The sequence below is a fragment of the Undibacterium sp. MH2W genome, assembly GCF_049340215.1.
GTDB lineage: Bacteria > Pseudomonadota > Gammaproteobacteria > Burkholderiales > Burkholderiaceae_D > Undibacterium.
The window spans coordinates 453,039-479,736 of record NZ_JBMPPA010000004.1 but is presented as its reverse complement, the minus strand read 5'-3'; the positions used below and the strand labels follow the sequence as shown (position 1 = coordinate 479,736).

General features: G+C 48.7%; 20 protein-coding genes. 15 read left to right on the top strand and 5 right to left on the bottom strand.

Features of this window, described 5'->3' with window-relative positions:
• Positions 1–24 precede the first annotated feature (24 nt).
• A complete protein-coding gene (locus ACO0K2_RS12735; protein ID WP_423019311.1) occupies positions 25–1,173 on the top strand; it encodes an FIST signal transduction protein in 1,149 nt (382 codons plus the stop codon).
• Positions 1,173–4,700, top strand: a complete 3,528-nt coding sequence (locus tag ACO0K2_RS12730) for a response regulator (protein ID WP_423019309.1) — start codon at positions 1,173–1,175, stop codon at positions 4,698–4,700. The genes ACO0K2_RS12735 and ACO0K2_RS12730 overlap by 1 nt, the downstream gene beginning before the upstream one ends.
• 126 nt (positions 4,701–4,826) lie before the next feature.
• Here ACO0K2_RS12730 and ACO0K2_RS12725 read toward each other — a convergent pair whose 3' ends face one another.
• Positions 4,827–6,653, bottom strand: a complete 1,827-nt coding sequence (locus ACO0K2_RS12725) for an aminopeptidase P family protein (RefSeq protein WP_423019307.1) — start codon at positions 6,651–6,653, stop codon at positions 4,827–4,829.
• Positions 6,654–6,946: 293 nt separating this feature from the next.
• A complete protein-coding gene (gene metG, locus ACO0K2_RS12720) occupies positions 6,947–9,034 on the bottom strand; it encodes a methionine--tRNA ligase (RefSeq protein WP_423019305.1) in 2,088 nt (695 codons plus the stop codon).
• A gap of 424 nt (positions 9,035–9,458) precedes the next feature.
• Between metG and ACO0K2_RS12715 the strand changes: the two genes are divergently transcribed.
• From ACO0K2_RS12715 to ACO0K2_RS12690, 6 genes are all read left to right on the top strand, one after another.
• On the top strand, positions 9,459–11,312 hold the full coding sequence (locus tag ACO0K2_RS12715) for an ABC transporter substrate binding protein (RefSeq protein ID WP_423019303.1): 1,854 nt from the start codon (positions 9,459–9,461) through the stop codon (positions 11,310–11,312).
• On the top strand, positions 11,309–11,947 hold the full coding sequence (locus ACO0K2_RS12710; RefSeq protein ID WP_423019301.1) for a response regulator transcription factor: 639 nt from the start codon (positions 11,309–11,311) through the stop codon (positions 11,945–11,947). The genes ACO0K2_RS12715 and ACO0K2_RS12710 overlap by 4 nt, the downstream gene beginning before the upstream one ends.
• Before the next feature lie 182 nt (positions 11,948–12,129).
• Positions 12,130–13,266 (top strand): acyltransferase family protein, encoded by a 1,137-nt coding sequence (locus ACO0K2_RS12705; protein ID WP_423019299.1) that lies wholly within the window; start codon positions 12,130–12,132, stop codon positions 13,264–13,266.
• 301 nt (positions 13,267–13,567) lie between these two features.
• The gene (locus ACO0K2_RS12700) at positions 13,568–13,963 is read left to right on the top strand and encodes a GFA family protein (RefSeq protein WP_423019297.1); all 396 of its coding nucleotides are present in this window, start codon (positions 13,568–13,570) and stop codon (positions 13,961–13,963) included.
• 60 nt (positions 13,964–14,023) lie between these two features.
• Positions 14,024–14,974 carry a hypothetical protein gene (locus ACO0K2_RS12695; RefSeq protein ID WP_423019295.1) on the top strand — a complete coding sequence of 317 codons (951 nt, stop codon included), beginning with the start codon at positions 14,024–14,026 and terminating at the stop codon, positions 14,972–14,974.
• Between the two features lie 128 nt (positions 14,975–15,102).
• Positions 15,103–15,549: a hypothetical protein gene (locus ACO0K2_RS12690; RefSeq protein ID WP_423019293.1), complete on the top strand. Its 447-nt coding sequence runs from the start codon at positions 15,103–15,105 to the stop codon at positions 15,547–15,549.
• A 6-nt stretch (positions 15,550–15,555) separates the two neighbouring features.
• Here ACO0K2_RS12690 and ACO0K2_RS12685 read toward each other — a convergent pair whose 3' ends face one another.
• Positions 15,556–16,587 (bottom strand): hypothetical protein, encoded by a 1,032-nt coding sequence (locus ACO0K2_RS12685; protein ID WP_423019291.1) that lies wholly within the window; start codon positions 16,585–16,587, stop codon positions 15,556–15,558.
• A gap of 741 nt (positions 16,588–17,328) precedes the next feature.
• Here ACO0K2_RS12685 and urtA point away from each other — a divergent pair.
• The 6 genes from urtA (at position 17,329) to ACO0K2_RS12655 (ending at position 23,934) form a co-directional block, all read left to right on the top strand.
• Positions 17,329–18,582, top strand: a complete 1,254-nt coding sequence (urtA, locus tag ACO0K2_RS12680) for an urea ABC transporter substrate-binding protein (RefSeq protein WP_423019289.1) — start codon at positions 17,329–17,331, stop codon at positions 18,580–18,582.
• Positions 18,583–18,737: 155 nt separating this feature from the next.
• A complete protein-coding gene (gene urtB, locus ACO0K2_RS12675; protein ID WP_423019409.1) occupies positions 18,738–20,312 on the top strand; it encodes an urea ABC transporter permease subunit UrtB in 1,575 nt (524 codons plus the stop codon).
• Positions 20,312–21,394 carry an urea ABC transporter permease subunit UrtC gene (urtC, locus tag ACO0K2_RS12670; RefSeq protein WP_423019288.1) on the top strand — a complete coding sequence of 361 codons (1,083 nt, stop codon included), beginning with the start codon at positions 20,312–20,314 and terminating at the stop codon, positions 21,392–21,394. The genes urtB and urtC overlap by 1 nt, the downstream gene beginning before the upstream one ends.
• The gene (gene urtD, locus ACO0K2_RS12665; protein WP_423019286.1) at positions 21,391–22,245 is read left to right on the top strand and encodes an urea ABC transporter ATP-binding protein UrtD; all 855 of its coding nucleotides are present in this window, start codon (positions 21,391–21,393) and stop codon (positions 22,243–22,245) included. The genes urtC and urtD overlap by 4 nt, the downstream gene beginning before the upstream one ends.
• Positions 22,246–22,255: 10 nt before the next feature.
• Positions 22,256–22,954, top strand: a complete 699-nt coding sequence (gene urtE / locus ACO0K2_RS12660) for an urea ABC transporter ATP-binding subunit UrtE (RefSeq protein ID WP_423019284.1) — start codon at positions 22,256–22,258, stop codon at positions 22,952–22,954.
• 86 nt (positions 22,955–23,040) lie between these two features.
• Positions 23,041–23,934, top strand: a complete 894-nt coding sequence (locus tag ACO0K2_RS12655) for an urease accessory protein UreD (protein WP_423019282.1) — start codon at positions 23,041–23,043, stop codon at positions 23,932–23,934.
• A gap of 28 nt (positions 23,935–23,962) precedes the next feature.
• On the opposite strand, the gene ACO0K2_RS12650 is transcribed toward ACO0K2_RS12655, so the two are convergent.
• Both ACO0K2_RS12650 and ACO0K2_RS12645 read right to left on the bottom strand, forming a co-directional pair.
• Positions 23,963–24,904: a VTT domain-containing protein gene (locus ACO0K2_RS12650; protein WP_423019280.1), complete on the bottom strand. Its 942-nt coding sequence runs from the start codon at positions 24,902–24,904 to the stop codon at positions 23,963–23,965.
• Positions 24,905–25,055: 151 nt separating this feature from the next.
• The gene (locus ACO0K2_RS12645) at positions 25,056–26,138 is read right to left on the bottom strand and encodes a hypothetical protein (RefSeq protein WP_423019278.1); all 1,083 of its coding nucleotides are present in this window, start codon (positions 26,136–26,138) and stop codon (positions 25,056–25,058) included.
• Between the two features lie 257 nt (positions 26,139–26,395).
• On the opposite strand from ACO0K2_RS12645, the gene ACO0K2_RS12640 reads away from it, so the two are divergent.
• Complete coding sequence (locus tag ACO0K2_RS12640) at positions 26,396–26,698, top strand: urease subunit gamma (RefSeq protein ID WP_423019407.1); 303 nt, start codon at positions 26,396–26,398, stop codon at positions 26,696–26,698.

Here is a 26,698-nt window from a genome sequence, read left to right as displayed (position 1 = left end):
CTCTATCAACCACGGGAGCTACGAATGAAAATTTCACAAGTAGTAGTTGATGATCTTTCTAACGCCGCTGAGAAATTGTCTGTCGCAGCACAGATAGCGCCACAACTTGTGTTTGTCTTTGGTTGTGTTGCCCATTTCACGCATCCTGAATTTTTTCCCCTTTTAACATCAGCATTTCCCGGTGCCGAACTGGTTGGGTGCACGACTGCGGGGGAAATTTCATCGGTCGCCGTCACGAATAAAACCTCGGTGATTACGGCGATTCATTTTGAGACCGCTAATTTTCAAGTCGTCACAGCAGAACTCGCGACAATGGATGGATCTCATCAGGCAGGGTATGACTTGGCGACGCGCCTACAAGCGCCTGATTTACGTGCCGTAATGCTGTTTGGTCAAGGGGTGAACATCAATGGTAGTGCGCTCATCGAAGGGATGACGAGCGTCCTTGGTACCTCCTTGCCGATCACCGGTGGATTGGCTGGCGATGAAGGGGCATTCTCTCGAACGTATACCTTGTCGTCGTCAGGAATATCGACAACGACTAACGTTGCTGTTGGTTTGGCAGGCGACAAGCTGTTATTCTCGCACGGTAGTTTTGGTGGTTGGAAAGCCTTTGGCCCAACGCGTAAAGTGACGAAATGCATCGGTAATGTCTTGTATGAATTGGACGATAAGCCCGCGCTCGATGTCTATAAGCGGTATCTCGGTGACTACGCCAAGGATTTGCCGGGTTCGGGGCTGTTGTTTCCTTTTGAAATGCTTGGGGATAGTCGTGAATCGCTGGGGCAGATCCGTACTATTCTTGGTGTGAATGAAGAAGATGGCAGTCTGATCTTGGCGGGAGCGATTAATCCGGATGGCTATTTACGGCTAATGCATGCGCACACGAACGATCTCGTTGACGGTGCGGAGACAGCGGCCCATGCAAGTATCGAGGGATCTCCAGATATCGTTGGACAACGGCTGGGATTACTTGTCAGTTGCGTCGGTAGAAAGCTCGTGATGGGTGGCAGGGTGGACGAAGAGGTGGAGGCTGTTCAGGATATCCTTGGTGATCAAACGACACTGTGTGGTTTCTATTCGAACGGCGAGATTTGTCCAGGCTACAAACTGGAGGTATGTAGCCTCCACAATCAAACAATGACGATCACTTATCTGGCTGAGATGAACTGATGGCGCACAAGCTATCCTTACGTCAATACAAACGACTATTGGGAATTCAAGACGAAGCAGCCCTTGAGCACGTCTTGTCAGAAATGGAAGCGCTGGCGTCTTCAGGGGGGATCAGTGCATCCCTCAAATCAGTGTTGGGTGGCTTTCGTCAATTTTTGTCTCAGGTCGATGATGCCTATCATCAGGCGGATCGGGATCTGGCGCTAGGAAAATTAAGCCTTGAGTTGAGTTCGAATGAGCTCAGTGAAGCCAATGAGACCTTGCGTCAGGATGCCGAAGCGCGCAAGCAGGTATTGGTGACGTTGCGTCAGACCACCAATCAAGTCTTGGCCCAACTCGGCAAACATCTGGATGACGATAGTAGTCTTGAGAATTTGAGTCATTTGCTTTCTGGTTTGGTGAGTGAATTGCTTGATACCAGAAAGGATCTTGAGCGGGCGTTGGCGGCAGTCGAAAAGCAAAAATTTGCGCTCGATCAGCATGCCATTGTCAGTATCACGGATGAGAATGGCACCTTAATTTACGCCAACGAAAAATTTTGCGAAATCAGTAAATTTACCGTCACCGAGTTAATTGGGAATAACCATCGCATCGTTAATTCTGGCTACCATACCAAAGAGTTTTTTCACAACTTATGGTCGACCATTCAGGCCGGCAGCGTATGGCACGGCGAAATCAGAAATGTCGATAAAGAGGGTGGCTTTTATTGGACCAATGCCACGATTGTCCCTTTTTTAGATCACGCTAATCGTCCATACCAATACATCTCAATCCGCACTGACATCACTGAGCAGATGCGCTTGCGAGAGAAAATTGAGGCAAATCAGGCGCTGTTACAGAACATTATGAATACCTTAGGCGAGGGCGTATTTACCCTTGACGCCCAGGGTCTTTGTACGTTTATGAACCCCGAGGCCGAGAAAATTCTGGGGTATGAGTTTGCCGCGTTATCGGGTCGACGCATGCATGACATTATTCATTGCAGGTTACCCGATGGCAGTTATTTACACGAGGATGACTGCTTAATAAAGAAAACAGTATCTTCAGGTCAGGTATTCCGATCAGATTTGGAATATTTTCAGCACCAGTCTGGCAGACTATTTCCTGTCGCCATTGTTGCTTCTCCCATCTTTGAAAATGGCGTGATCGTTGGGTCGGTTTCTGCATTTCAAGACGTATCAGCACGTATTGCGCCTGATAATGCGCTGCGTGAAAGTGAGATGAAGCAGCGGATGCTGATTGATAATGCGGCGGACGCCGTTTTTGTTGGGAGCGCTGACGAACGGTGGATTTATATCAATGATCTTGCCCTGACAATGCTTGGCTATACGAGGGAAGAACTGGTGGGGACCAAGATGTATGATTTACTCCCGCCCGAGCTGAGCGTGGTTGCTGAAAAAACCTTCCTGCAGCACATCCGTGAAAAAAAATTAGTCCGGACTGAAATTAAATTACGCAAAAAAGATGGCAGCTTGGTCCCTGTTGAGATGAATGCGGCGCTATTGCCAGATGGAAGCATGTATGGCTCGTGCCGAGACATTACTGAACGCCTCCGATTTGAAGCAGCGTTGATTCAAGCGAAAGAAGATGCAGAGGCCGCCAATACCGCCAAGAGTGAGTTCTTGGCGACCATGAGTCATGAAATTAGAACGCCAATGAACGGGATTATTGGCATGACGGAGTTGGCGCTCGATACTTACCTAGCGCAAGAGCAACGTGAGTATCTTGAGTTGGTGAAATTTTCATCCTACTCGTTGCTGGGCATCATCAATGACATTCTCGATTTTTCAAAAATTGAATCGGGTAAAGTCATTCTTGAGAAAATCGACTTTGAAATACGCGAATTGCTTGCTTCGTGTCTTAAAGCGCTGGCTGTCAGAGCATCGCAAAAAGGTATTGAGTTAGTGTATAAGATTGACGCTGAGGTACCTGATGTCCTGGTCGGCGATCCTGGGCGTCTGCATCAAATTATTACCAATTTGGTGGGGAATGCGATCAAGTTCAGCGAAGAAGGCGATATCGTCTTAGACGTACAACTCGTGCGCCGCGATGATCGCGAAGTCGATGTTTATTTTGCGGTGACGGATCACGGCATTGGGATTCCGCTCGAAAAACAAGCGACGATCTTTAGTCCGTTCAGCCAGGCGGATGCCTCGACCACACGCAAATACGGTGGAACCGGTTTGGGTCTGACGATATCTTCTCGGCTTGTACAGAGTATGCAAGGAAGCCTTGCCTTGAATAGTGAGCCCGGACGAGGCAGTACCTTCTACTTTACGGTGCGATTTGGGATTGGTGTCAGCAGTGTAGCGGAAGTCTCTTCCAAAGAATTAACTGGATTACATGCGTTAATTGTTGATGATAATGCCATAAACAGACACTTTTTTTTAGATACACTCCGAAACCGCGGCATTCATGCCACTGCCGTGTCGTCTGGTGCTGAGGCATTGAAATTATTGACAGATTCATCGCCAACACAGCAGAAGATCGACGTCGTGTTGCTCGATGTTTGTATGCCAGAGATGGACGGATTTGATTTCTTGATGCAGCTACGTGTGAATTCGGAAGGATCATTACCTAAGATCATTGTATTGTCATCAGCAGGTTCTCCAGAAGACGCGCGTAAATGCCGTGAGATCGGTATTCAAGAATATGTGACCAAACCAATTAGCCCACAAGAACTGTTGAATTCGATCCGCGCTGCAATCGATGGTGTCCCGCTCCGTCATCAGGTGAGACTCAGTGCACCAGACGCGCATTTTTCAGGACTAACACCACTGAAGATATTGGTCGTTGAAGATAACGTGGTGAACCAGAAGCTTGTGATTTCACTGCTAAATAAATGGCATCATTCTGCAACGATTGCAGCGACTGGATTAATTGCCTTGAGAAAGTACGAGCAGGAGCAATTTGATTTAATTCTGATGGATATGCAAATGCCTGAAATGGGTGGTATCGAGGCAACACAACGTATCCGCGAGATGGAAGTAAGTCATCCAGAGCGCCGTCATACGCCAATTATTGCCATGACAGCGAATGCGATGCCCGGCGACTGGGAACGTTGTTTGGCGGCAGGTATGGATCATTACCTCTCAAAGCCAATTAAGGCCACTCAATTACAAAATCTGTTGCATCAGTATCAAAAAGCGTTGCCAGTCACGTCCACTACGAAAGACATCATGATGAATGCGAATTCTTTTGATTATAGCCAAGCGCTGCAATCCGCTGATCAGGAAATTATCCAGATTATTGCGCAGTCGTTTCTTGATGCCTACGACGGATACGTCAAAGAAATTGCAGATGCTATCGCAAACCATGACAGCGAGTTGTTACACCGGTCCGCTCACACAATGAAGGGTGTGGTGAGTAATTTCTGTGCCTTTCCGATAGAGACCTTGGCCGAAAAGTTAGAGAAAAAAGGAAAAGGTCATCAATTCGATGGTGCAGGAGAGTTGCTCGCAGAAATGCGTAGCGAATTGGCATCATTTACCGTGGCGTTACAGCAATTCGTTGCGGTGCGGAGCTAGGCCACGGCAATGACTGTCTGCGACAGTGCCGTGGTGAGCGATGTTAAAGTGCGGAAGGTGCGGCGATATGTCGCATTGACGAATCTCTCTCGGCCGAGAGAGATTCATTTGGGTAATGTAAAGCGATCAGCAAATAGAACGGGTTCGCGTTTCAAGCCACGCTAACGCTTTGCCTGACACGCGCGGTGATAAGCGATGGAAGACCATCGTGTGATACGCATTGAGCCAATTAATTTCTTCGTCATTGAGCATCGTACTGATAATGCAGCGCGTATCAATCGGGCACAATGTCAGTGATTCAAATTTCACGTAATCACCAAATTCGGTCTGTACTGCAGGCACTGTCATTAACAGATTTTCGATACGCACACCCCATTGGCCTGGTCGGTAGATGCCCGGTTCATTTGATGTGATCATCCCAATTTCCATTGCGGTGTGCGGCTCAGGCATGGCGGCAGAGATTGATTGCGGACCTTCGTGCACATTGAGGAAATAGCCTACGCCATGGCCAGTACCATGGCCATAGTTAATCCCCTCAGCCCAGATCGGTGCCCGTGCGAGCGCATCGAGCATCGGGGAGGGTGTTCCCTTAGGGAATACTGCTTTCGATAACTGAATCATCCCTTTTAAGACGAGCGTAAAGTCACGCTTTTGTGCCTCAGAAACTTGACCAACGGGGACGACACGTGTGATGTCAGTCGTACCATTGAGGTATTGACCTCCTGAGTCGATCAGCAATAAACCATCGCCTTCGATGACCGCATGGGATTCCGGCGTTGCGCGGTAGTGTGGCATTGCGCCGTTACCATTAAAGCCAGCGATGGTGCCGAAACTTGGTGAAATAAAATGCGGCTGACGCGCACGGGCTTCGCAAATTTTTTCATCAATAGTGATTTCAGTGATGCGTTCGCGTCCCAAGGCAGACTCAAGCCAGCTAAAGAATTCGCATAACGCTGCACCGTCTTGCTCCATCGCTTCGCGCACAAAATCCGCTTCTTGCGCATTTTTTCGTGACTTAATGAATACCGATGGGTTGATCGCATCAATCACTTTAACGTGAGAAGGGATCGCTTGTTGGAATCCGAGTGTAATGCGGCGTGGGTCGATCAGAATCGACGTCTTCTCTGCAGCGCTCAGCTGTGACAGTGCATTGGCAGCTTGTGCATAAGGGCGTACGTGAATGTGGTCTTGCGCCAAGATCGTCTGCAAGTCAGAGGAGACCTTACCTTCTTCCACAAAAATCGTGGCGTCATGATGCCCGATCAGTGCGTGCCCTGCAAAGACAGGGTTATAACTTACGTCACTACCGCGTAAGTTGAAAATCCATGCAATGTCGTCGACCGTCGAGACGAAATGCCATTCTGCGCCTTTGGCACGCATCTGTTCGCGAATCTGTGCAAGTTTATCTTTGCGCGATACCGTTGCAAACGGTGGGAGATGTTCAAAGATAGGAGCCAATGGTAGGCCAGGGCGGTCGCTCCAGATCGTCTGCAAAAGATCGATGTCTGTTTTTAATTGCACCGATTTTGCTGTCAGTTGCTGTGCCAACATGCGTGCTGTCATCAAGCCCAAAACATCCCCATCAACAGCGACGACTTGTCCCTCTTGCATGTTGTTAGCAAGCCATTCAATATGCGCGACGGAGGCAGCAGAAGCAATTTTCATCATCTCGATGCCTGTTGGCGCGAGTTCTTTCTCCGCTTGGCTCCAATAGCGGCTATCGACCCATAATCCTGCAAAATGTGCCGTCACAATCAACGTGCCAACTGAGCCAGTGAAACCTGACAAATAGCTGCGACCTTGCCAACGTTCTGGCAGATATTCAGAAAGGTGTGGGTCAGCGGACGGAATGATCATCGCATCAATCTGATGCTCCTTCATCGCGGAACGTAATTGCACCAGGCGAGCAGGGATGGGGGACGTGATGGCAACTGAAGTGCTTGGGTTATTCATGAAAAGGTCTTTCCGGAGAAAAAATCTGCAAAAACGGTCATAAGGCAGTCAGTATACTTGATGTGAATTTTGATGCCTTTACTATGCAAATTTCGTCATTTTCTTAAGTTTTCTGGCATAAAAGCGGAATGTTCTGACTTTAAAAGAAGGCCTCTTCCTAATTAAATTCAACCTGTATCGGTAGGTTCAAGGGCTGCTATAAAAAATAATGGCGGCTTAAACCTCAGGTTCAAGCCGCCATTATTTGTGCGGGGACTGTTTTGCCGATAGCTAAACAGATGTCCGATCAGTGATTATCTGACACGCATCCCTGGTTGTGCACCAGGCCATGCTTCCAGAATGTACAGACCAGGATTCGCTTTCTCGTCGGCTGCGGAAGCTGCCAATACCATACCTTCGGACATACCAAATTTCATTTTACGTGGTGCCAAATTGGCCACCATGACAGTGAATTTACCGATTAATTGTTCTGGTTGATACGCTGATTTAATGCCTGAGAAGACATTCCGTGTGCGACCTTCGCCCACGTCGAGCGTTAAACGCAGTAATTTGTCGGATCCTTCCACATGTTCGCAATGGACGATTTTTGCAATCCGCAGATCCACTTTGGCAAAATCATCAATCTTAATTTCTTCCGCCAGCGGCTCAATGTTGCTCGCTGTTTCAACGGCGTCTGTCCCAACTGCTGCAGCGGTTGTTGGTGCTGCTGGTGCTGCTATTGGCGCTGTCGGGGCGTCGAATAATTGATCGAAAATCTTCGGATCCACGCGCTGCATCAAGTGAGCGTAGGGGTGGATTGTGTGTTGATGCGGCAGAGGAATGCTCACATCGGCCCATTGCAGAGGTGCGATATTCAATTGTGCTTCCACTTGCGCTGCCAGTTGTGGCAAGACAGGTTTGAGGAAAATGGTCAGGATACGGAACGCCTCGAGCAAGCGACTGCATACTTCTTGCAATTTCGCATCGTTTTCTGGTTTTTTCGCGAGTTCCCATGGCTTATTGGCATCGACGTAGGCGTTGACCAAATCGGCTTGCTCCATCGCTGCACGTAATGCTTTGCCATATTCGCGCGCTTCATAGAGCGCTTTGATTTCTGGCGCTGCTTGATACAAGTTGTTGAGGAACGCGTCATCGGCATTCGCCCAGTCACTTGTCACAACACCATGAAAGCGTTTGGTGATGAAGCCTGCCGCACGGGAAGCGATATTGATGTACTTACCGATCAAGTCTGAATTGATACGGGCAACAAAGTCATCGGGGTTTAAATCAAGATCTTCGACTTTCGCGTTGAGTTTTGCTGCAAAGTAGTAGCGCAGCCACTCTGGATTCATACCGATTTCCAAATAACGCAATGGGGAAATGCCCGTACCGCGCGATTTCGACATTTTTTCGCCAGAGACAGTGACAAAACCGTGGGCATACACGTTGTCTGGTGTTTTGTAACCAGAAAACTTCAACATCGCAGGCCAGAACAAGGTATGGAAGTAGGTAATGTCTTTTCCAATGAAATGTACTTGTTCTGTTGTTGGGTCAGCCATGAATGCATCAAAGTCACGACCGGTTTTACCAAAATAATTTTTAAGCGACGCCAGATAGCCGACAGGTGCATCCAGCCAGACGTAGAAATATTTACCTGGTTGATCAGGAATTTCAATGCCGAAATAAGGCGCATCACGGCTGATGTCCCAGTCACCCAAGCCACCTTCACCTTCGAGCCATTCTTTGCATTTATTTGCTACTTCAGATTGCAGACGATTATCTTGCAACGCCCAGCCGCGGAGGAAATCAACACATTGTTGGTCTGATAATTTAAAGAAGAAGTGCTCAGAGGACTTCATCACTGGTGTGGCACCGGTCAGAACCGAGTAGGGATTGACGACTTCGGTGGGGGCATAAACCGCACTGCAGACTTCGCACGAATCGCCGTATTGGTCTTTCGCGCCGCATTTTGGGCATTCGCCTTTGATGTAGCGGTCCGGTAAAAACATATTTTTTACGGGATCATAAAACTGCTCGATCGTCTTGCTCGTGATGAAACCAGCTGCTTTCAGTTTGCGGTAAATATCTTGGGACAACGCGTGGTTTTCTGGACCGTCGGTGGAATGCCAGTTATCAAACTGAATGTGGAAACCATCCAGATATTGCTTACGACCAGCCGCGATCTGTGCCACGAATTCTTGTGGCGTAATGCCTGCTTTTTCAGCCGCAATCATGATTGGTGCGCCATGCGCGTCGTCCGCACCAACGAAATGCACTTCGTTACCTGACATTCGCTGATGTCTCACCCAGACGTCAGCCTGGATGTATTCCATGATGTGTCCAAGATGGAAGGGCGCATTTGCGTAGGGAAGGGCAGTGGTAACGAACAGCTTACGGGTCATGTTGATGCACTTTTGAATTAACGGACAAGGGCATTATTCTAACAGCGAATCCATCACTGAAAATGCTCCCGAACACAGAAGAGCCTGTTGCGTTGTGTAAACGGTTATTTTTTAGATCATTTTTTATGGATGCACCGCCCTGATTCGCGACTTTTGCTGCTACTGATGGCGATTTATTTTAAAAATGCACCGCCTTGTGGCTTTTTACTGCTGAAAAGCAATCTTTTTTCATGTTCTTTGTGGTGAATCGACGTAAGCACGTCATAATTCCAAGAATTTATTTCTATATGGAAAAATATTTGGCGGCGGGTCATTGAGCGATCCGACGGCGCGACCTCTATCGTCATGTTTTCCTCTGTTTCATTTGTCGTGCGTCATGTGTTGACGACGTGTTTTGCGAGAAAGTTACGTGTTTGTTATTCCAATGAGAGTATTACTGCGGCTCAGTGTGTTGTTATTGCTGATGATCGGCAATGGGTTGGCTTTTGCCGCCAATCGACCTGAAACGGTAAAAAGTGTCTTGGTGCTCAGCCCAGATATGGGACAAACCACGTATCTACAGGAATTCTATACTGCCCTCAATACACAACTGAAGAGTGAATCAACCGACACTGAAAAGGTCGTACTTTTTCATGAAAATCTGGATCTGGCTTTATTCCCCCAAGAGACACATCGGGATTCACTCGTTAGATGGTTGAAAGAAAAATATCGTAACCAACGTTTTGATGCCATTGTTGTGGTCGGACATACGGCGTTGAAATTTCTTCTGACTTACAACAAAGCATTGTGGCCCACAGTGCCAGTGGTCTTTACCTTGGCCAATGATATTGATGTTGTGCATATGGTTTTGCCCCCGAACGTCAATGGAAAAGTATTGCGGAATAATTTCTCTCATGTTGTTGCAGCGACCAAGACCTTATTCCCTAACAGCACACACCTCGTGCTGGTCGGCGAAGTGCCTTTTTCTGCGTTAAATAAGACGTTTTTACCGTCGCAGTTAGGTCGGACCTCCGATGGGTTGACTGTCCAAGATTTACGCGGACGTCCTTTGGAACAAATCAAACATGAGCTTTCTAATCTTTCCCCAGAGAGCGTCATTTACTTTGGTACCCTGACCGATGATCTGGCCATCGGTCGATCGTACGGGCAAGAGTTGATGGCTGTGTTGGCGCGATCTGCAATGAGCCCGATGCTGGTCGATGACCCGCGTTTATTGGGAAGCGGGCCTCTGGCAGCCTTAAGCTTTAATTATCAAGAGTTGGGAAAAGAGGCTGCAGAGCAGGTATGGAAAGTGATGAAAGGAGAGCGACGGTCTGAGGTTGAATTGCAAAGTGCCGGCTATGCTCCCTTGCTCGATCATTATCAGGTCACGCGCTGGCAAATTAAACCGGCTGATTTCCCTAGTGGTAGTGAGGAGCGTTTTTTTACGCCGAGCACGTGGCAGACCTACCGATGGGAAATCATTGCTGCTGCCTCGTTCATGGTATTGCTGATTATCTGGGTTCTCTACCTGATTATTGATAAGAAACTCAGTGCACTCGCCTTGAGCGCATCGCGCCAAGTGTTAGGTCAGATCACGCAAATGAACCGTAAAATGACGGCCTCCATCTACAACGAAGCGATTGGGCATGAACTGGTGCAGCCGCTCGCGGCCATTCTCAGTAATGTCGAGGCGGCACAGATTTTCCTCAAGCGGGATCCACCCCCGTTGGATCTCGTGTACGAAACACTCGCCAATATCCGACGCGATAATTTACGTGCCGATGCATTAATTAAAAATATGCAAGGTCTTCTCACAAAATCAGACAATGAATTGGGCCCAGTGGATATCAATTGGTTGGTCAGAAAAGTCTTAAATTTCTTGTCAGTGGAAGCAAAAGTAAGGCGTATTCATATTGATCTAGACCTTGCCGCCGACGGCATGATCGTGTCGATGAATATCGTACAGATGCAGCAAGTGATGGTGAATCTGCTACTCAATAGTATGGATGCGATTGATCGCCGTAAGGGGAAAGAGCGACGAATTACCATTGAGACCATCCGCTATGGCGTGGATAACGTTCGCGTCTCTATTGTTGATACCGGGACGGGTTTTGATGAGGGCGTAGAGCGGGTGTTCGATTCCTTTTTTACGACAAAACCCGAAGGTGTGGGATTGGGCTTGTGGATCACCGCCTCGATCGTACAGGCACATGGCGGCCATATTTGGGCTGAAAACCGCATCGGCGGAGGCATCATGCGTTTTAAATTACCGTTAGCCAGGAGTGAAGATCAATGAGTAATGAGTTATTGCCGATGGTTTATGTGGTGGATGATGACTCATCGGTCCGATCGGGGCTGGGCATGTTATTAATGGCGTGTGGCTATCGAGTATTGACTTTTGAATCTGGGACACATTTTTTTCAGGCTGAATTTAAGGATGAACCCAGTTGTATTCTGCTTGATGTGAATATGCCGGGCTTAAGCGGCTTAGAAGTACAGGAACATCTCAATAAACGCCACTGTCCGATCCCTGTCATCTTTTTGACCGCTTATGGGGATATCTCGATGAGTGTGCGAGCGATGAAGGCTGGCGCTGATGATTTTTTAACGAAGCCAGTGCAAAAAGAGGATCTACTCCGTGCGGTGAATAATGCTCACCAGCGTGATTTGGAAGCCCGAAAATCGCGTACTTTGATTGATGAACTCCGCTATCGTTACGCCACGCTATCCGAAAGAGAGTTGGAAGTGTTTCATTTGGTGGTGCGCGGCAAGCTCAATAAGCAAATCGCTTATGAGTTGGGAAATTCTGAACGAACGATCAAGGCGCAACGGAGTAGCGTCATGGAAAAGATGCAAGTAAGCACATTGGCAGAATTAGTGCTGCGTGCGACGCAGCTTGGCGTCTTTGATTTGGATACACCAGGCGACTGACCGCCGGTATTCATGTGGTGAATTGATTTCGGCCGTAAACCCTCTTCGTCATTGTTTTTATTTGATGATCGCTTGACAACATCGGTACATTCGTTGACCCTAGTGAGTCGGCACAAACACCTGCGTAATGCGTTGTGCCAAACACAGAACGTTGTCTTGATGATCCTTCCTATTTAACAATAATGAATACGCTTTCAGCCTCAGGCAGGCTTCATGGTCTTGATACCCTTCGTGCTTGCGCGATCTCTTTGGTGTTGATGTCGCATTATGCGGTTGTTGTTAGTCACCAATCGACCTTTGGCTTCTTGACCGACATGGGCTGGATGGGCGTCGATTTATTTTTTGTTCTGAGTGGCTACCTGATTGGGAATCAGGTCATCTCTGCATTAGTCAATGGAGAGGGGTTTTCCCTTACAACGTTCTTTGCACGACGTTTGTTGCGAACCTTGCCCAATTACTATGTGGTGCTGGCATTGTATTTTTTATTGCCAGAGAACTTGGCCGGATCCGCAACAGCCTCGATATGGCGGTTTTTGAGCTTCACGCAAAATATGGGGCTGCATTTTGGTGAGACTTTTTCTCATTCTTGGTCGTTGTGCGTCGAGGAACAGTTTTACCTTCTATTACCTCTTCTTGCTGTCCTCATAGTAAGCGCAAAAAAGCCATTAACATTGGCTTGGGTGACCTTGTTTGCGGCAATCGGTGTGGGGATGGCGGTACGCGGCTATGCTTGGTGGGCGCATGGACAGCAAGCAATGACAGATATCGATTATGCCGTTCGCGTCTACTATGCTAGCGCGGCCCGCTTCGACGAGTTGCTTCCTGGCGTAGCGATCGCTTTGCTACAGAATTGCCATCAAAAGCGGTTTGCACAGATCCTGCGAAGAGGGAATCTCTTGCTGACGTTGGGTATCGTTTCGTCCTGTTTGATGATGTATTTGATGAAGACCTACTTCGACAACGACAGTGGCTTTAACGGCTACCTGATGACGTTTGGATTCAGCTTGTTAGCGTGGAGCTTCGCGATCCTAACGATGGCAGCACTCAGTCCAACGTCGTTATTGCATCGGTGCCGCGTGCCAGGTGCTGAACGGCTGGCTTTATGGTCCTATGCTATTTATCTAGCGCACAAACCGATTTTTAAACTGCTATTAGCGCCAATGGCACATTTTAATATCGATATCAACGCACCATTGGGTATCAGCTTGATCATGGTGTTGGCGATCGCGGGCGGTTGGTTGCTCTTTCGGGTTGTTGAAACTCCCTTTATGACTCTGCGGTCGACTTATTTTCCTTCGACAAAGACATATTTGGGCTAGGTTGATGGGTTGGGAGCATGTAACGAAATTCGGTTTATTTTCTTCCTACTAGCGTCGATTAACCCTTTTTATATCTTCATTGCCAGCGTTCGATGGTTTCCATGAATGAGCGATAAGTCTGGGTGTTTATGGGAAGCGCTTGCTGGTGCGTTATCGGCAACCCATTTATAGACGCGGTAAAATATGACGGCTAGTCCCGATGAGTCAGCAAAACAGCTGGCGATCGGTGAATCTAGGACGATGCTCAGTATATTGATAGCCAGTGTGTCACATGAGTTCAATGCGCGAATAGGATTGGATAATGATCAAGAAGGTCGGAAGTACTCTCATTAACGCCCAACATCGATTAACGTGCCACTGTGGTGCGGTCGAGTTACTGCTTGATCTCCCTGACGGTATCGTCGATCCAAGGCGATGTGATTGTTCAATGTGTCGGCGAAAAGGCGCTATCGTCGCCTCTGTGCCGCTTGACGCCATTTCCATCGTCAAAGGTCAAGACGTCTTACGGCTCTATCAATTCAATACCCATACCGCGAAACATTATTTCTGCTCGCAGTGCGGCATTTATACCCACCATCAGCGCCGCTCTCAACCTCACCTCTATGGATACAACGTTGGATGCCTCGAGGGCGTCAATCCATTTGATATCGAACATGTGACATTGAACGATGGGGTGAATCATCCAGCGGACAGATAGGTAGGAAGTGCCTGTCGGTGTCGGAGTAGTGAATGTGGGGGGAAGATTTTGAGGGCTTCGATGATGTCAATGTACCGCTTATACCAACGAATCCAACGATACCAACACGACTTACAGCGCATACCATGGTTGTCCTTAGTGGGATATGGTCTATGGATCGTGCTTAATGGCATGCTGGTCTCACTGTTTTTCCCAGCCGCCTGGAGAGGTGCATTGGTTCGGGTTCTTTTTACGTTACCGTTGATTTTGTTCGTTGCCAAAGACCTCGTGTGTTTTCGAGTACACATGATGCGGGTGCTGACGGCTTTTCATGCAGAGGTGAAGTGGTCGCAAAAATTGTATGCACTCGTCCCTCCTGGTTTTCTTGCTTACCTTCGTTTAGAGCGCGCTATGTGGTGCGGTGTGTATCTTTGGCTGATGCGCAGAGGGAAACCGAACACTGACCTTGGTGAAAGAGTGCATTACCTCGAGAAAGGAGCGTACGAGACGATGACTTATATCGTCATGATCGTCTTATTTTTTGAAATTCCTTTTGACGTGCTCATTACTTCCGTCATCGCGAAATCGCCTAGTCAAACCAGTAAATTACACTGGGTTTTCGGTCTGTTGAGCGTTTACAGTTTTGTCTGGTTGATGGGCGATCGCTGGCATGTGCTGGGAAGTCGCTATCATCGCTTAACGGCTACACATCTTATTTTAACTATTGGCCCCCGTGCAGATGGAATGATTCCATTGGAGGCAATTGCAAACTGTGAAAGACTGCACGAATCGCGGCGAGAATGGTGTAGAAAACAGGGGTATTCGTTGTATGCAACGCGGCAGATAACGCCGTTTGATGCCCCTAATGTCGTGCTGACATTACATCACGGATCAGATGTGCAGCTCAGCTTGTTGCAAAGCGTATCGGGTGGTGATGGGCCTATTTTTCTGTATGTTGATCGCCCGGATTTATTGATCACTGCACTTCATGTGAAGAAGTCAGGCGCGTTAGCGGGTCGTTGTCATGCATAAAATGTGTTTTTGCACCAAAGTACGATAGTCAGCTGTTCTATATCTCTCTAGACTTCGCTTTTTTATCTAGTCTGCCTGTGTCACATGCTGTGACGAGGAGGGGTGGAAAGCGTGGTAAGGGTGATGGCGTGACAGACTCGGTAGTTCCATTTTATGTGCACTTGATCAATGAGGATGAGTTTGAGGTCTCAGTCCTGAGTCTCGTATTGCGTACCAACGGTCTGGAGGTGGTGAGCTATCCATCTCTTGACCTGTTTTCACAAAGTAATTCCTTATTGCGTCACGCTTGTGTTTTGCTTAGGGTATCAGTCGATGTCCTTGGTCAACCAGACATGACGGCGTACCTTGATCAACTGGCGGTAACTTGTCCGGTCATTTTATTGATTAAAGAGCAGCGACGCATACCGCGTCTGCCTTGGCAGGCCCATCCGGCGATTTCGTTTGTTCATCGCCCCGTGAGTAAAGATGCCTTATTGGATGCCATCGCTGCTGCGCAGTTGATCGTGCAACTGAGGCAGTCGGGAGGCGTGGAAGAGCAGCCTCACATGAATGAGGCACACTTGTTGTCAGCCTAGGTCGCGTCAGACGATCCACTGCCCATCGCGGTAGACTTCTTCCTCGCCAAAGCGCACGGATTTGGTCACTGCGAAGACGTCGACGTGATGCCGTCCTTCGCCGCGTTTGATATGGGGTTTTGCATAACTACCGTGTTTCGATCCCAACGATAAATGGATCCCGCACATTCTTTCGTAGGTACCAATGTCACGCACAGTCCGGTCTTTGCTGAATGCGCGATTCATACCCAAACCAAGCTCTCTCACCCAGACGACGCCATCATCGGCGCGGATATTGGCGAGTACCTGATCAAACTCGGGCGTTGAGTTTTCGGTGTCAACGACTTGTCCCTTCTCAACGACGAGGGTGATTGGCGTTGCTGGCTTGTTGATACTGAACGTGGTGTCACCAAAAATGAAGACGCGCACTTTGCCGTGTACATCTTCTAAATTCACCGATTCGGTAAACACCTCACCGATTGGAAACTGTCCACCGATGTTTTTCATTTCGCTATAGTCGCCAACATTGAGTTTGGCTGATTCAAACTTGCCACTAAAGACTAATTCTGCGCCATCACTGTCGACGATGCCGTAGGGAGCAGAATCAATTTTTTCTTTTAGTTTACGACCAACGATACGGTAATAATCTGGATCGTAGGCGAGTGCATCGATGTAATAATCGATTTCATTCCCTTCCATGCGACCTAGATGGGGGTGTTCAATGACTTTGAGACCTTGTTTAAACAATTCAACCCGAAGGCGGTAGGCCTCTAGGCGGAAATTGGTGGATTGCACCAACACTGCCAGATCGCCTTGCTGCAACGTGCCTAAGATACGTAGAATCTCGTGGGGGGCAGTACTATCGAAGTCAATGCAAAGCGCATCCGGCAGGCATTGTCTGTAGGCAGCACTTAATACTTGCGCCAACACACAACGCGTATCGTAGACCAGCACTGCTTTATGCTGATTGGTGTGCGCAAAGGCATGCTCCAACACATGGGATAAATGCGAATAACTGGTTGTAACGCGGGACTCAAAAACAAGGCTGTTGGATGGCATGGGTAACTTCGGTCAATAAAATGTCCGCTGGCAGGGGCGAGCGACGATCAGCAAAGGTGTAACGATCTAGAGACCTGCATTTTAACAGAGGTGCTGGATCGCCTTCTCGGCATAGACCGCGTCACTTGATGAAGATCAGTGTGACCCATCACTGGCGATGAATACGCGTGATGAGTGTTGTAAATACAACAATTTCATGTCTGATAACGATTCCGACACATTTCTTTTGATCTTCGTCATGTGAATGTCATATTTTTTTGATATGATTCTTCCTACCTGCTGTACATACAACTGATATGTATGACGGCAGCGAGGTGGGTTTTGTCTGCGACTAGCGGGCAAACCACCGATCTTATTCAAAATGCGGAACTGGGTCACCAGCTTCCGCATTTTATCTTTCCGGGACGCATTTTTCCGCTGACTACATCATCGCCATGATTCGATACAGTGATCCACTGTCCTCACTGTGTCCTGATTCTTACTCATCGCCCCGTTCGCACCGGAATAGGAAGTTTTTTTCACCGTAATTGTGCGCTGCAGCGTTTTTCCTCATTTTGAATCGTTTTTGCGATCGTTCATCGCTTTCGTTCGCTTTCTTTGCACCCCTTTGTTCCTCTGTTTGCCCTATTGCCCTTTGAGACATGGCAATCAACGCAATGCAAAAATAGGCTGGCACGTTTACTGCTAATTCACTGATGAAGCTCGTAGTCTTTTTGTATTTAACCATCATCAGGAGAAATCATGACACGTCGCACCGTTTTAAAAGCTGCTGCTTTGGCAGCAATGACCTTGGCAGGTACTGGTTGGATGTCACAAGCAGTGGCTGCGGACACCATTAAAGTGGGTATTTTGCATTCCTTGTCCGGTACCATGGCGATATCAGAAACGTCCCTAAAAGACGTGGCGCTGATGACGATTGATGAGATCAATGCCCATGGCGGTGTGTTAGGTAAAAAGCTTGAACCGGTGGTAGTTGATCCTGCTTCTAACTGGCCACTGTTTGCTGAGAAAGCACGTCAGTTGGTCTCGCAAGATAAGGTCTCTGTGGTGTTTGGTTGCTGGACTTCTGTATCACGTAAATCAGTCTTGCCTGTGTTTAAAGAGCTCAATAGTTTATTGTTTTATCCAGTCCAGTATGAAGGTGAAGAGCTGGAGAAAAACGTGTTTTATACCGGCGCAGCACCAAATCAACAGGCTATCCCAGCGACAGAATATCTGATGTCGAAAGAGGGTGGTGGTGCCAAACGCTTTGTCTTGCTGGGGACCGATTATGTCTACCCACGCACAACTAACAAAATTCTGCGCGCATTCCTGCACAGCAAGGGCGTGAAAGACAGTGATATCGATGAGGTCTACACACCATTTGGTCATTCCGACTATCAGACCATCGTCGCCAACATCAAAAAATTCGCAGCAGGTGGAAAAACGGCCGTGATCTCTACGATTAATGGTGATTCGAATGTGCCATTCTATAAAGAATTAGGTAATGCCGGCTTGAAAGCGACGGATGTGCCAGTTGTCGCATTTTCAGTTGGTGAAGAAGAATTGCGTGGCGTTGATACAAAACCTTTGATTGGTCACCTCGCAGCATGGAATTACTTTGAATCAGTTAAAAATCCTGTCAATACTGAATTCATTAAAAAGTGGAAAGCCTACGCTGCAGCGAAAAAATTACCGAATGCCGCAACGGTTGTGACGAATGACCCGATGGAAGCAACGTATGTCGGTATCTACATGTGGAAGCAAGCCGTTGAAAAAGCGAAATCTACCGATACCGATAAAGTGATCGCAGCGATGGGTGGTCAGACCTTCAAAGCACCTTCCGGTTTTGAGTTGATGATGGACGCGACTAACCACCATTTGCATAAACCAGTCATGATCGGCGAGATTAAAGCCGATGGTCAGTTTAGCGTGGTGTACAAAACCAAAGAAACCATTCGTGCGCAGCCATGGAGTCCTTACATCCCAGGTAACGAAGGTAAGCAAAAACTGTAATCTGACCATCGTCGTTTGACTTTGTTGTACCTGTTAGTGATAACGCCTTGCGCGTTGTCACGACAGGTCATACATCGTCTGTGTCGTCCTCCTTTTTGCAGCATTCTTTGGCTTTCGTTATGAATATCAAAAAACTCCGTCAGGTCGCCCTAGGTATGCTGTTGAGCCTAGGGTTATCCTGTGGCGCGCAGGTGATGATTGATCCGCATCTTCTTCACGACCTCGCTGGGGACGATCCCGATGCGAGAATCGTGGCGGTGAATGGGATCGCCGCTCTTGCTAATGACGAAGCGGCGCGGGTTCTTAATGCGTTGAAGGACGATAATCTCTACCTCAAGGGCGAGACCTTGTATTTGGTGGAGGGGGAGGTGACGACAGACCTCAGTACAGGAAAAACGACATCACTCCCTGACGGCGTTGATGCTCTTGTCGTCAATAATCGTTTACGTGGAGCCCTTGAGAGCGCCTTGTCTGGCATGAAATTATTCGCAGCCGACCGTACTATCCGTCTGGCTGCCGTGCATGATTTAGCCCAAACGGCAACGCCGGAACAACTGCCGTTATTGGAGCGTGCCGGTGCATCTGAAAATGATCCTGAAATCAAAGGATTGCTTCAACAGCTGATTGCCAGCGCCAATTTACATTCGGCTGATCCAGTCGCGCGTAAATCGGCGGTTCGACGTCTCGCCGAAACAAGTAACGCTAATCTCAAACCGGTGCTAGAAGCCATGCTGAAGCAAAACCCAGATGGCAGTTATGTCGAGCCTGACGAAAGCATTCGGATCGAAGTGGTGGCGACTCTCCATGCGCTCAACGGCCGGTTGGCGCGCACGGAATTTATCGGCAATATTTTCTATGGCATTTCATTAGGGAGCGTTTTGCTCTTGGCCGCCTTGGGATTGGCGATCACGTTTGGGCTCATGGGGATTATCAACATGGCGCACGGAGAACTCTTAATGATCGGCGCCTATACTACCTATGGCTGCCAACTGCTTTTCAAACATTTTTTTCCGCAGGCGATGGATGGCTATCTGCTCTTGGCCATTCCTGCTGCTTTCTTTGTGTCGGGATTCGTTGGTATTTTGCTGGAGCGGACGGTGATTCGTTGGCTGTATGGCCGTCCTCTAGAGACCTTGTTATGCACGTGGGGTATCAGTCTTATGCTCATGCAGACAGTACGATCCCTATTCGGTGCGCAAAACGTAGAAGTGGCGAATCCGTCGTGGATGTCGGGCGGTATTACGGTACTCGGTTCCTTGGTCCTATCGTACAACCGTATTGCGATTATTTTCTTTTCGTTGCTGGTCGTGGGGGCAGTGTGGTTGATATTAAATAAAACCCGTCTGGGACTCTTTGTTCGCGCCGCGATGCAAAATCGCCGTATGGCCGACTGTGTCGGCGTAGCGACTGGCAAGATTGATATGCTGACGTTTGGCCTTGGTTCGGGCATCGCGGGTCTCGGAGGTGTCGCGTTATCACAATTAGGTAACGTCGGACCGGATCTGGGCCAAAGCTATATCGTTGATTCTTTTATGGTCGTGGTATTGGGCGGTGTGGGACAGCTTGCTGGGACTTTAGTTGCAGCGTTTGGTTTGGGGGAAATTAATAAATTCATGGAGCCGGTTGCAGGAGCAGTGATGGCGAAAATCGTGATTCTAGTCATGATTATTATTTTCATTCAGCGCCGCCCCCAAGGCTTGTTTGCGCTCAAAGGCAGGAGTGTTGACTGATGCGTGATTTATTTCCACTGACGACTTGGCGACTGATTCTCGTATTGGCAGTCGTCGCCGCCATGTTGCCTGTCCTGAATCTGGCATTCCCTGATGGTCATCCGTTGCATGTGTCTGGCTATCTGATGGGCATTATTGCCAAGTTCATGTGTTACGCCCTCGCGGCACTTGCCTTAGACTTGGTCTGGGGTTACACCGGCATTCTGTCATTAGGTCATGGCGTCTTTTTTGCCCTCGGGGCCTATGCCCATGGGATGTACTTGATGCGTGCGATTGGGCACGAAGGTGTGTATCAGAGCGACTTGCCGGATTTTATGGTGTTTCTGGATTGGAAGGCTTATCCGTGGTATTGGTCGATGACAGACCATTTTCTGTACTGCATGGCGCTTGTGATTCTGGTTCCGGGCTTGCTGGCATTTGTCTTTGGATTTTTCGCCTTTCGATCCCGCATCAAAGGGGTGTATTTTTCGATTATCACCCAAGCAATGACGTATGCCTTCATGCTGCTGTTTTTCAGAAATGATACCGGTTTCGGTGGCAACAATGGCTTTACGGACTTTAAGCGAATACTCGGTTTTAGTTTGACTGCGGCATCCACCAAAGCGGTATTGTTTTTAGTGACGCTGGCCTTTTTGTTGGGCGCATTAGTGCTTTGCCGTTGGATCGTCACTTCCAAATTAGGGCGAGTGCTACAAGGTGTACGGGATGCAGAATCGCGGTTGATGTTTATTGGTTACAACCCGCTGTGGTTTAAGCTGTTCGTTTGGACCTTATCTGCTGTGCTTTGCAGTATCGCCGGTGCCTTGTATGTCCCGCAGGTTGGGATTATTAATCCATCTGAAATGTCACCCGGTAATTCGATTGAAATGGTGATCTGGGCTGCGGTCGGTGGCAGGGGAACCTTGCTTGGTCCGATTCTGGGTGCCTTTGCGGTCAATGGCCTGAAAAGCTGGTTCACGGCGGCTTTTCCTGATCTGTGGTTGTTTGCTTTAGGTCTGCTATTTATTCTGGTGACCTTGTTTATGCAGCAAGGCATTTTAGGACTGTTTGCGAAATTAAAAAAATCCCGGGAGGCGGCATGAACTACGTGATGAGCGGTGTCTTGCGTCCCGGTCAGCAATATACCAGTGCGACCGGTGATCAGGGGGTGTCGTACCAGCGGTTGAAACCAACGGGCGTCGATACAACGCATGGTGCGATTTTGTATCTGGAAGATATCGTGGTGTCGTTTGATGGGTTTAAAGCCATCAATCACTTAAATTTGGACATTTCTGTCGGTGAGTTGCGTTGCATTATCGGCCCCAATGGCGCGGGTAAAACAACGATGATGGATGTCATCACAGGCAAAACACGACCCACCTCTGGAACCGCATTTTTTGGTCAAACCATGGATCTCACCAAGATGAATGAGGTCGAGATTGCGCATGCCGGTATTGGACGAAAGTTTCAACGACCAACTGTCTTTGAACAGCACACCGTGTTTGATAACCTCGAACTTGCCATGAAAATGAACAAGTCCGTTATGACCACCTTGTTTGCCCGATTAACGAGTACGCAAAAAGACAAAATTGCGGCTGTCCTTGATTTGATTCGTTTGCAAGATCAGGCCTCACGTCTCGCTGGGCTGTTATCCCATGGACAAAAGCAGTGGTTAGAAATTGGGATGTTGCTAATCCAAGAGCCTCAGTTGATTTTGCTCGATGAGCCAGTGGCGGGGATGTCTGACGCTGAAACGGCTAGAACTGCTGAGTTGCTGAACGAATTGCGAGGGAAACATTCCATCATGGTGGTGGAACATGATATGGGCTTTGTAACAGAGATCGCGCAGCAGGGAAAGGTCACTGTATTGCATGAGGGTTCAGTACTCGCGGAAGGGACGATGCAAGAGGTGCAAATGGATGAACGCGTGATCGAAGTGTATCTGGGGCGCTAAAAGGAATGCTATGTTAGAGGTGAAAGAACTGCACCAACATTACGGCTCCAGCCATACCTTGCGGGGTATTTCGCTGCAGGTAAAAAAAGGCGAATGTCTGGCGCTACTTGGACGCAATGGCGTCGGTAAAACGACGTTACTCAAATGTCTGATGGGCGTATTGCCCGTGACCAAAGGCGATGTGTTTTTAGAAGGGAATAAAGTCACCTCGTTCGCCCCGCATCAGCGCGCGAAAGCAGGCATGGCATATGTTCCACAGGGTCGAGATATTTTTGCACGACTGACCGTGGAAGAGAATTTGCTCATGGGGATGGCGAACTTGCCATCGAAGCGGGCGCAGACAATCAAGCCAGAAGTGTTTGAATTGTTTCCCATTCTCAAAGAGATGCTACAACGTCGTGGCGGCGATTTGTCTGGTGGACAGCAGCAGCAATTGGCGATTGCACGTGCATTGCTCGCAGAACCCTCTTATATCATTTTTGATGAACCTACTGAAGGGATTCAACCGTCGATTATTAAAGACATCGGGCGCGTGATCGGGATGCTACGTCAACGGGGCGATATGGGTATTATTTTGTGTGAACAATATTTTGATTTTGCACGTGAGTTAGCGGATCAGTTTATTGTTCTTTCAAGAGGAGAGGTCGTTGCGGCGGGTGCTCAAGACATCATGGACACAGACGACGTTAAAAAGCATTTGGCCGTCTAATTGATGTATTTTTGGAGTGGGTTGATGGCGCATCAGTGTAGAATCCGAGATGCCAACGCACCCACAGTGTTTCACCTTTTACTTGTATGACTGCATCTGAATTCATCACTGATACCACGACGATAGAAACCATCCCACCCAAGGCACATTGGCGCGCCCATCTGCAACTGGGGTTTGCTCATGATGCGGGGACCACGCGTCTGGTTCAGCGTCAGCATACAGGTCCTTTGCGTGTACAGAAGCCACTGTATCCAGAAGGTGAGCGTATTTGCCACGCCATCGTTATTCATCCGCCGGGTGGTGTTGTTGGAGGGGATCAGTTGGCGATCACAGTGAATGTCGGCGCCGACGCGCATGCGCTCATTACGACCCCAGGAGCGGCAAAGTGGTACCGCAGCAATGGCTACACCTCCGAGCAACGGATCGATCTACAGGTAGCAGACGATGCACATCTGGAATGGTTGCCACAAGAAACGATCTTCTTTGACGATGCTACGGTCAAGTTACATCAGACGGTGCACTTACAAGGAAACGCAAGCTTTATCGCGAGCGATATCCTCTGCTTCGGCAGGACAGCATCCAACGAACAGTACACCCGTGGTGTCATTGCTCAGTGCAATCGGATATATCGCAATGGTCAATTGATCTGGTTTGAACAGGGACGTATCGGTGGCAATGATGCTGCCATGCACAGCCCCTTAGGACTGTATGGCAAATCGGTGTGTGGGATGGTGCTTGCTTGTGGTGAGTCACTGACGAGCGAACAGTTGCAACAGCTACGTGATCGCACGGCAACCCTGATTGCAGCGCTGGAACCAGACAGCATCTGCGGTGTGACGCAAATGAAAACGGTGATCGTTGCTCGGTATCTCGGGAATTCGAGTGAGGTTGCGAAACAATGGTTACAGATTGTCTGGGAACACCTGCGGCCCGTGATCAATGCTCATCAAGCCGTGATCCCTCGGATCTGGCAAACGTGAGATTACCCCCGTCACAAGCGGCGCGACATCAGGCTTTGTGGCTCGGTTGCACAATCCACGCCGTTTTACTCAAGGCTTCAAATCCTCCCTTGAGTGGGCGCACATCCTGAAAACCCATCGCCTTTAAGGTGTGTGCTGCATGGACTGCACTGGCATCGCCAGGGCACGCGCAGAAGGTAATAATGAGTTCCGTACTAGGCACCTGATCCATCGCTTCGCCGACCTTGTTCACGTTACGCACCAAAGCGCCAGGGAAGATGCCGGTTTCTTCTATGTATGCCTGACTGCGCAAATCAATCACCTGAAAAGGCTTATTAGATGTAGCAAGTTGTGCTAATTCGTCAGTGGTGATGTGTGGAATCGCTGCTAATTGTTCAAAGCGCATTTTCTGCCAGAATTTCCAGCCAAACCACACAAGGAAGATCCCCAAAAAGACGGTCATAATTTGAATGCCATGTTCCGCCAAAAGATCAACGGCAGCCGCGATTTGCTCTTGCAATGCAAAGCCTGCGAGGAGTGCAATGCCAGCCCATAACGCCGCGCCAATTGCAGAAGCAAATAAAAATTGACCACGTGGCATTCCTAGTGCGCCAGCGACGGGCGGTGCGACGGTGGAAAAGCCAGGAATAAATTTACCGAAGACCAGAGACCACATGCCCCACTTCACAAAACGCGCTTCTGTCTGATTGACGCACGAACCGGGGTTGATGGACATCTTGCACAATAATTTTAATACCTTGTAGCCAAATACCTTCCCCGCTTGATACCACACCAAGTCAGCGATCAGCGAAGCAGTCACAGCGGCATCAAGCATGGCGCTGAGTGGTAGGAGAGAGGTTGCTTGGCTCGCATTGATCATCATCGTCGGTACAGCGGGGACCGGCAGACCGAGCTGTTGCAGCAAGACATTGGTAAAAATGAGCAGGCTGCTGTTATGAGTGACAATATCGTTGAGCCAGTGCGCTGACATAGAAAGTAATCGGTTAGGGTGAAATGGCAGATCGATTGTGGGGCAATCGCAGATACGGCGTCTTTTCTATTTTAACTCAATAGCTCGTATCGGTTCGTTGTCTTCCATCGGTTCGTTGTCTTCCGTTATCCGATGCTGCAGAAATCACCTGTCACGGCGCGATCGCCTGACATTGGGCTGCATTAGGTGCTGTCGTGGCACTACGACCAAATAGAATGTGGGTTCCACATTGCGAGCCGAACATCTGCGCTTGATTGTGACCGACGCCAATGACCTCGAAACGCTCATGCATCTGTACACTCAATGGACCCGCGAGATAGTGCTCATAGTGCCAGTAGCCCCGGGCGCGCGTAATTCTGGTTGGCCCTTCTGCTTCCGCACCACAGGATTTATCGAGTACCCGATGGTTGGGATCGTTATCTGACGTTCCCGCTAGATAGGTGACACGACGCTGCAGATAACGGTGGAACAGATCTGAGCCTGCCATCGTCCCTGCGTACGGCACCATATTCTGCATTCCGTACCGGTAATCATCGTAGCTAGGACACAGTTTCTGGTCATATCTTGCAAAACCATCGCCCTGTGGACGCTCTGGCGTGAAATACAGATAAGACGAAGGATTGGCGATGACATAACGTACATCCAAGCCAGTCTGGCGTAACTGTTCATCGACATGATTCAAGACCGCATAACGGTGCACCAGTTGCCCACCACCTGAATGGCCCGCGACGGTGATTTTTTGCAGTAGGGGAAAGCGTTTTTTATCAGCGAGCATCAGGAGAATGTCATCGAGCACTGTCAAGGAGCTTAACCCGTGAGAGGGAAGCGTGCCGCTCACGGCGTTATCGCCGCCTGTCCAACCTTGGATAGACCAGAGAGGCATGTTGTCGAACCCCTTATCTTTATCCGGTACGCCAGGAAAATTGGGCGCAATGACGAGAACCTCTTTGGGACTGCGCCCCGACCCCTCTAACAGCGCCATCGCGGAGGCGAAATAATCATCCCCATTTCGTTGTATTCCATGCTGAACAATGATGGCTTCGCGTACATCGGGCTGAGAGACGGATAAATCGTCGTTGGCATAGACCGGAAAATCATATTGATCCTGACCAGAAGTGCCAAGGTGTAGACGTTGCCAGTGCGGTACTTCTCCCGCAATTGCACCGACAGAGAGCTGCGTCAACGAGAGAGTGACACCGCTGAGAATGTGGGTAATTAACGAGGATCGTTTCATGGTTCATTCGCCTGCGAAGAAGGTGAGCGCCGAAGAACTGCATTATACAAAGGGGTCATTGAATACAGCAGAGTGGGTTTGTAACGTTGTGATAACGATGTGTATGACACATAACGGGGCGTACTCAAAAAAAATGCACCAAAATGCAACACTTTCTTTGATATTCGGGCGCGATGGTAGCAGAGTGGTGCATGAAAGCTGGTTTGATTCTTGCACTATTTGAATGTGATTCGCGTTTGTTAGATAAAGGCAGAACCATGGACCTCACCCCCCGAGAAAAAGACAAGTTATTGATTTTTACCGCCGCTTTGTTGGCAGAACGACGAATGGCGCGTGGCCTGAAGCTGAATTACCCCGAAGCGGTCGCGCTCATTAGTGCCGCCATTATGGAAGGTGCACGTGATGGCAAAAGCGTTGCACAACTCATGTCTGATGGTACCCAGATTTTGACACGCGCCGATGTCATGGAAGGGGTGCCCGAAATGATTCCTGATATTCAGATCGAGGCAACCTTCCCAGATGGCACCAAATTGGTGACCGTTCATCATCCAATTCCTTAG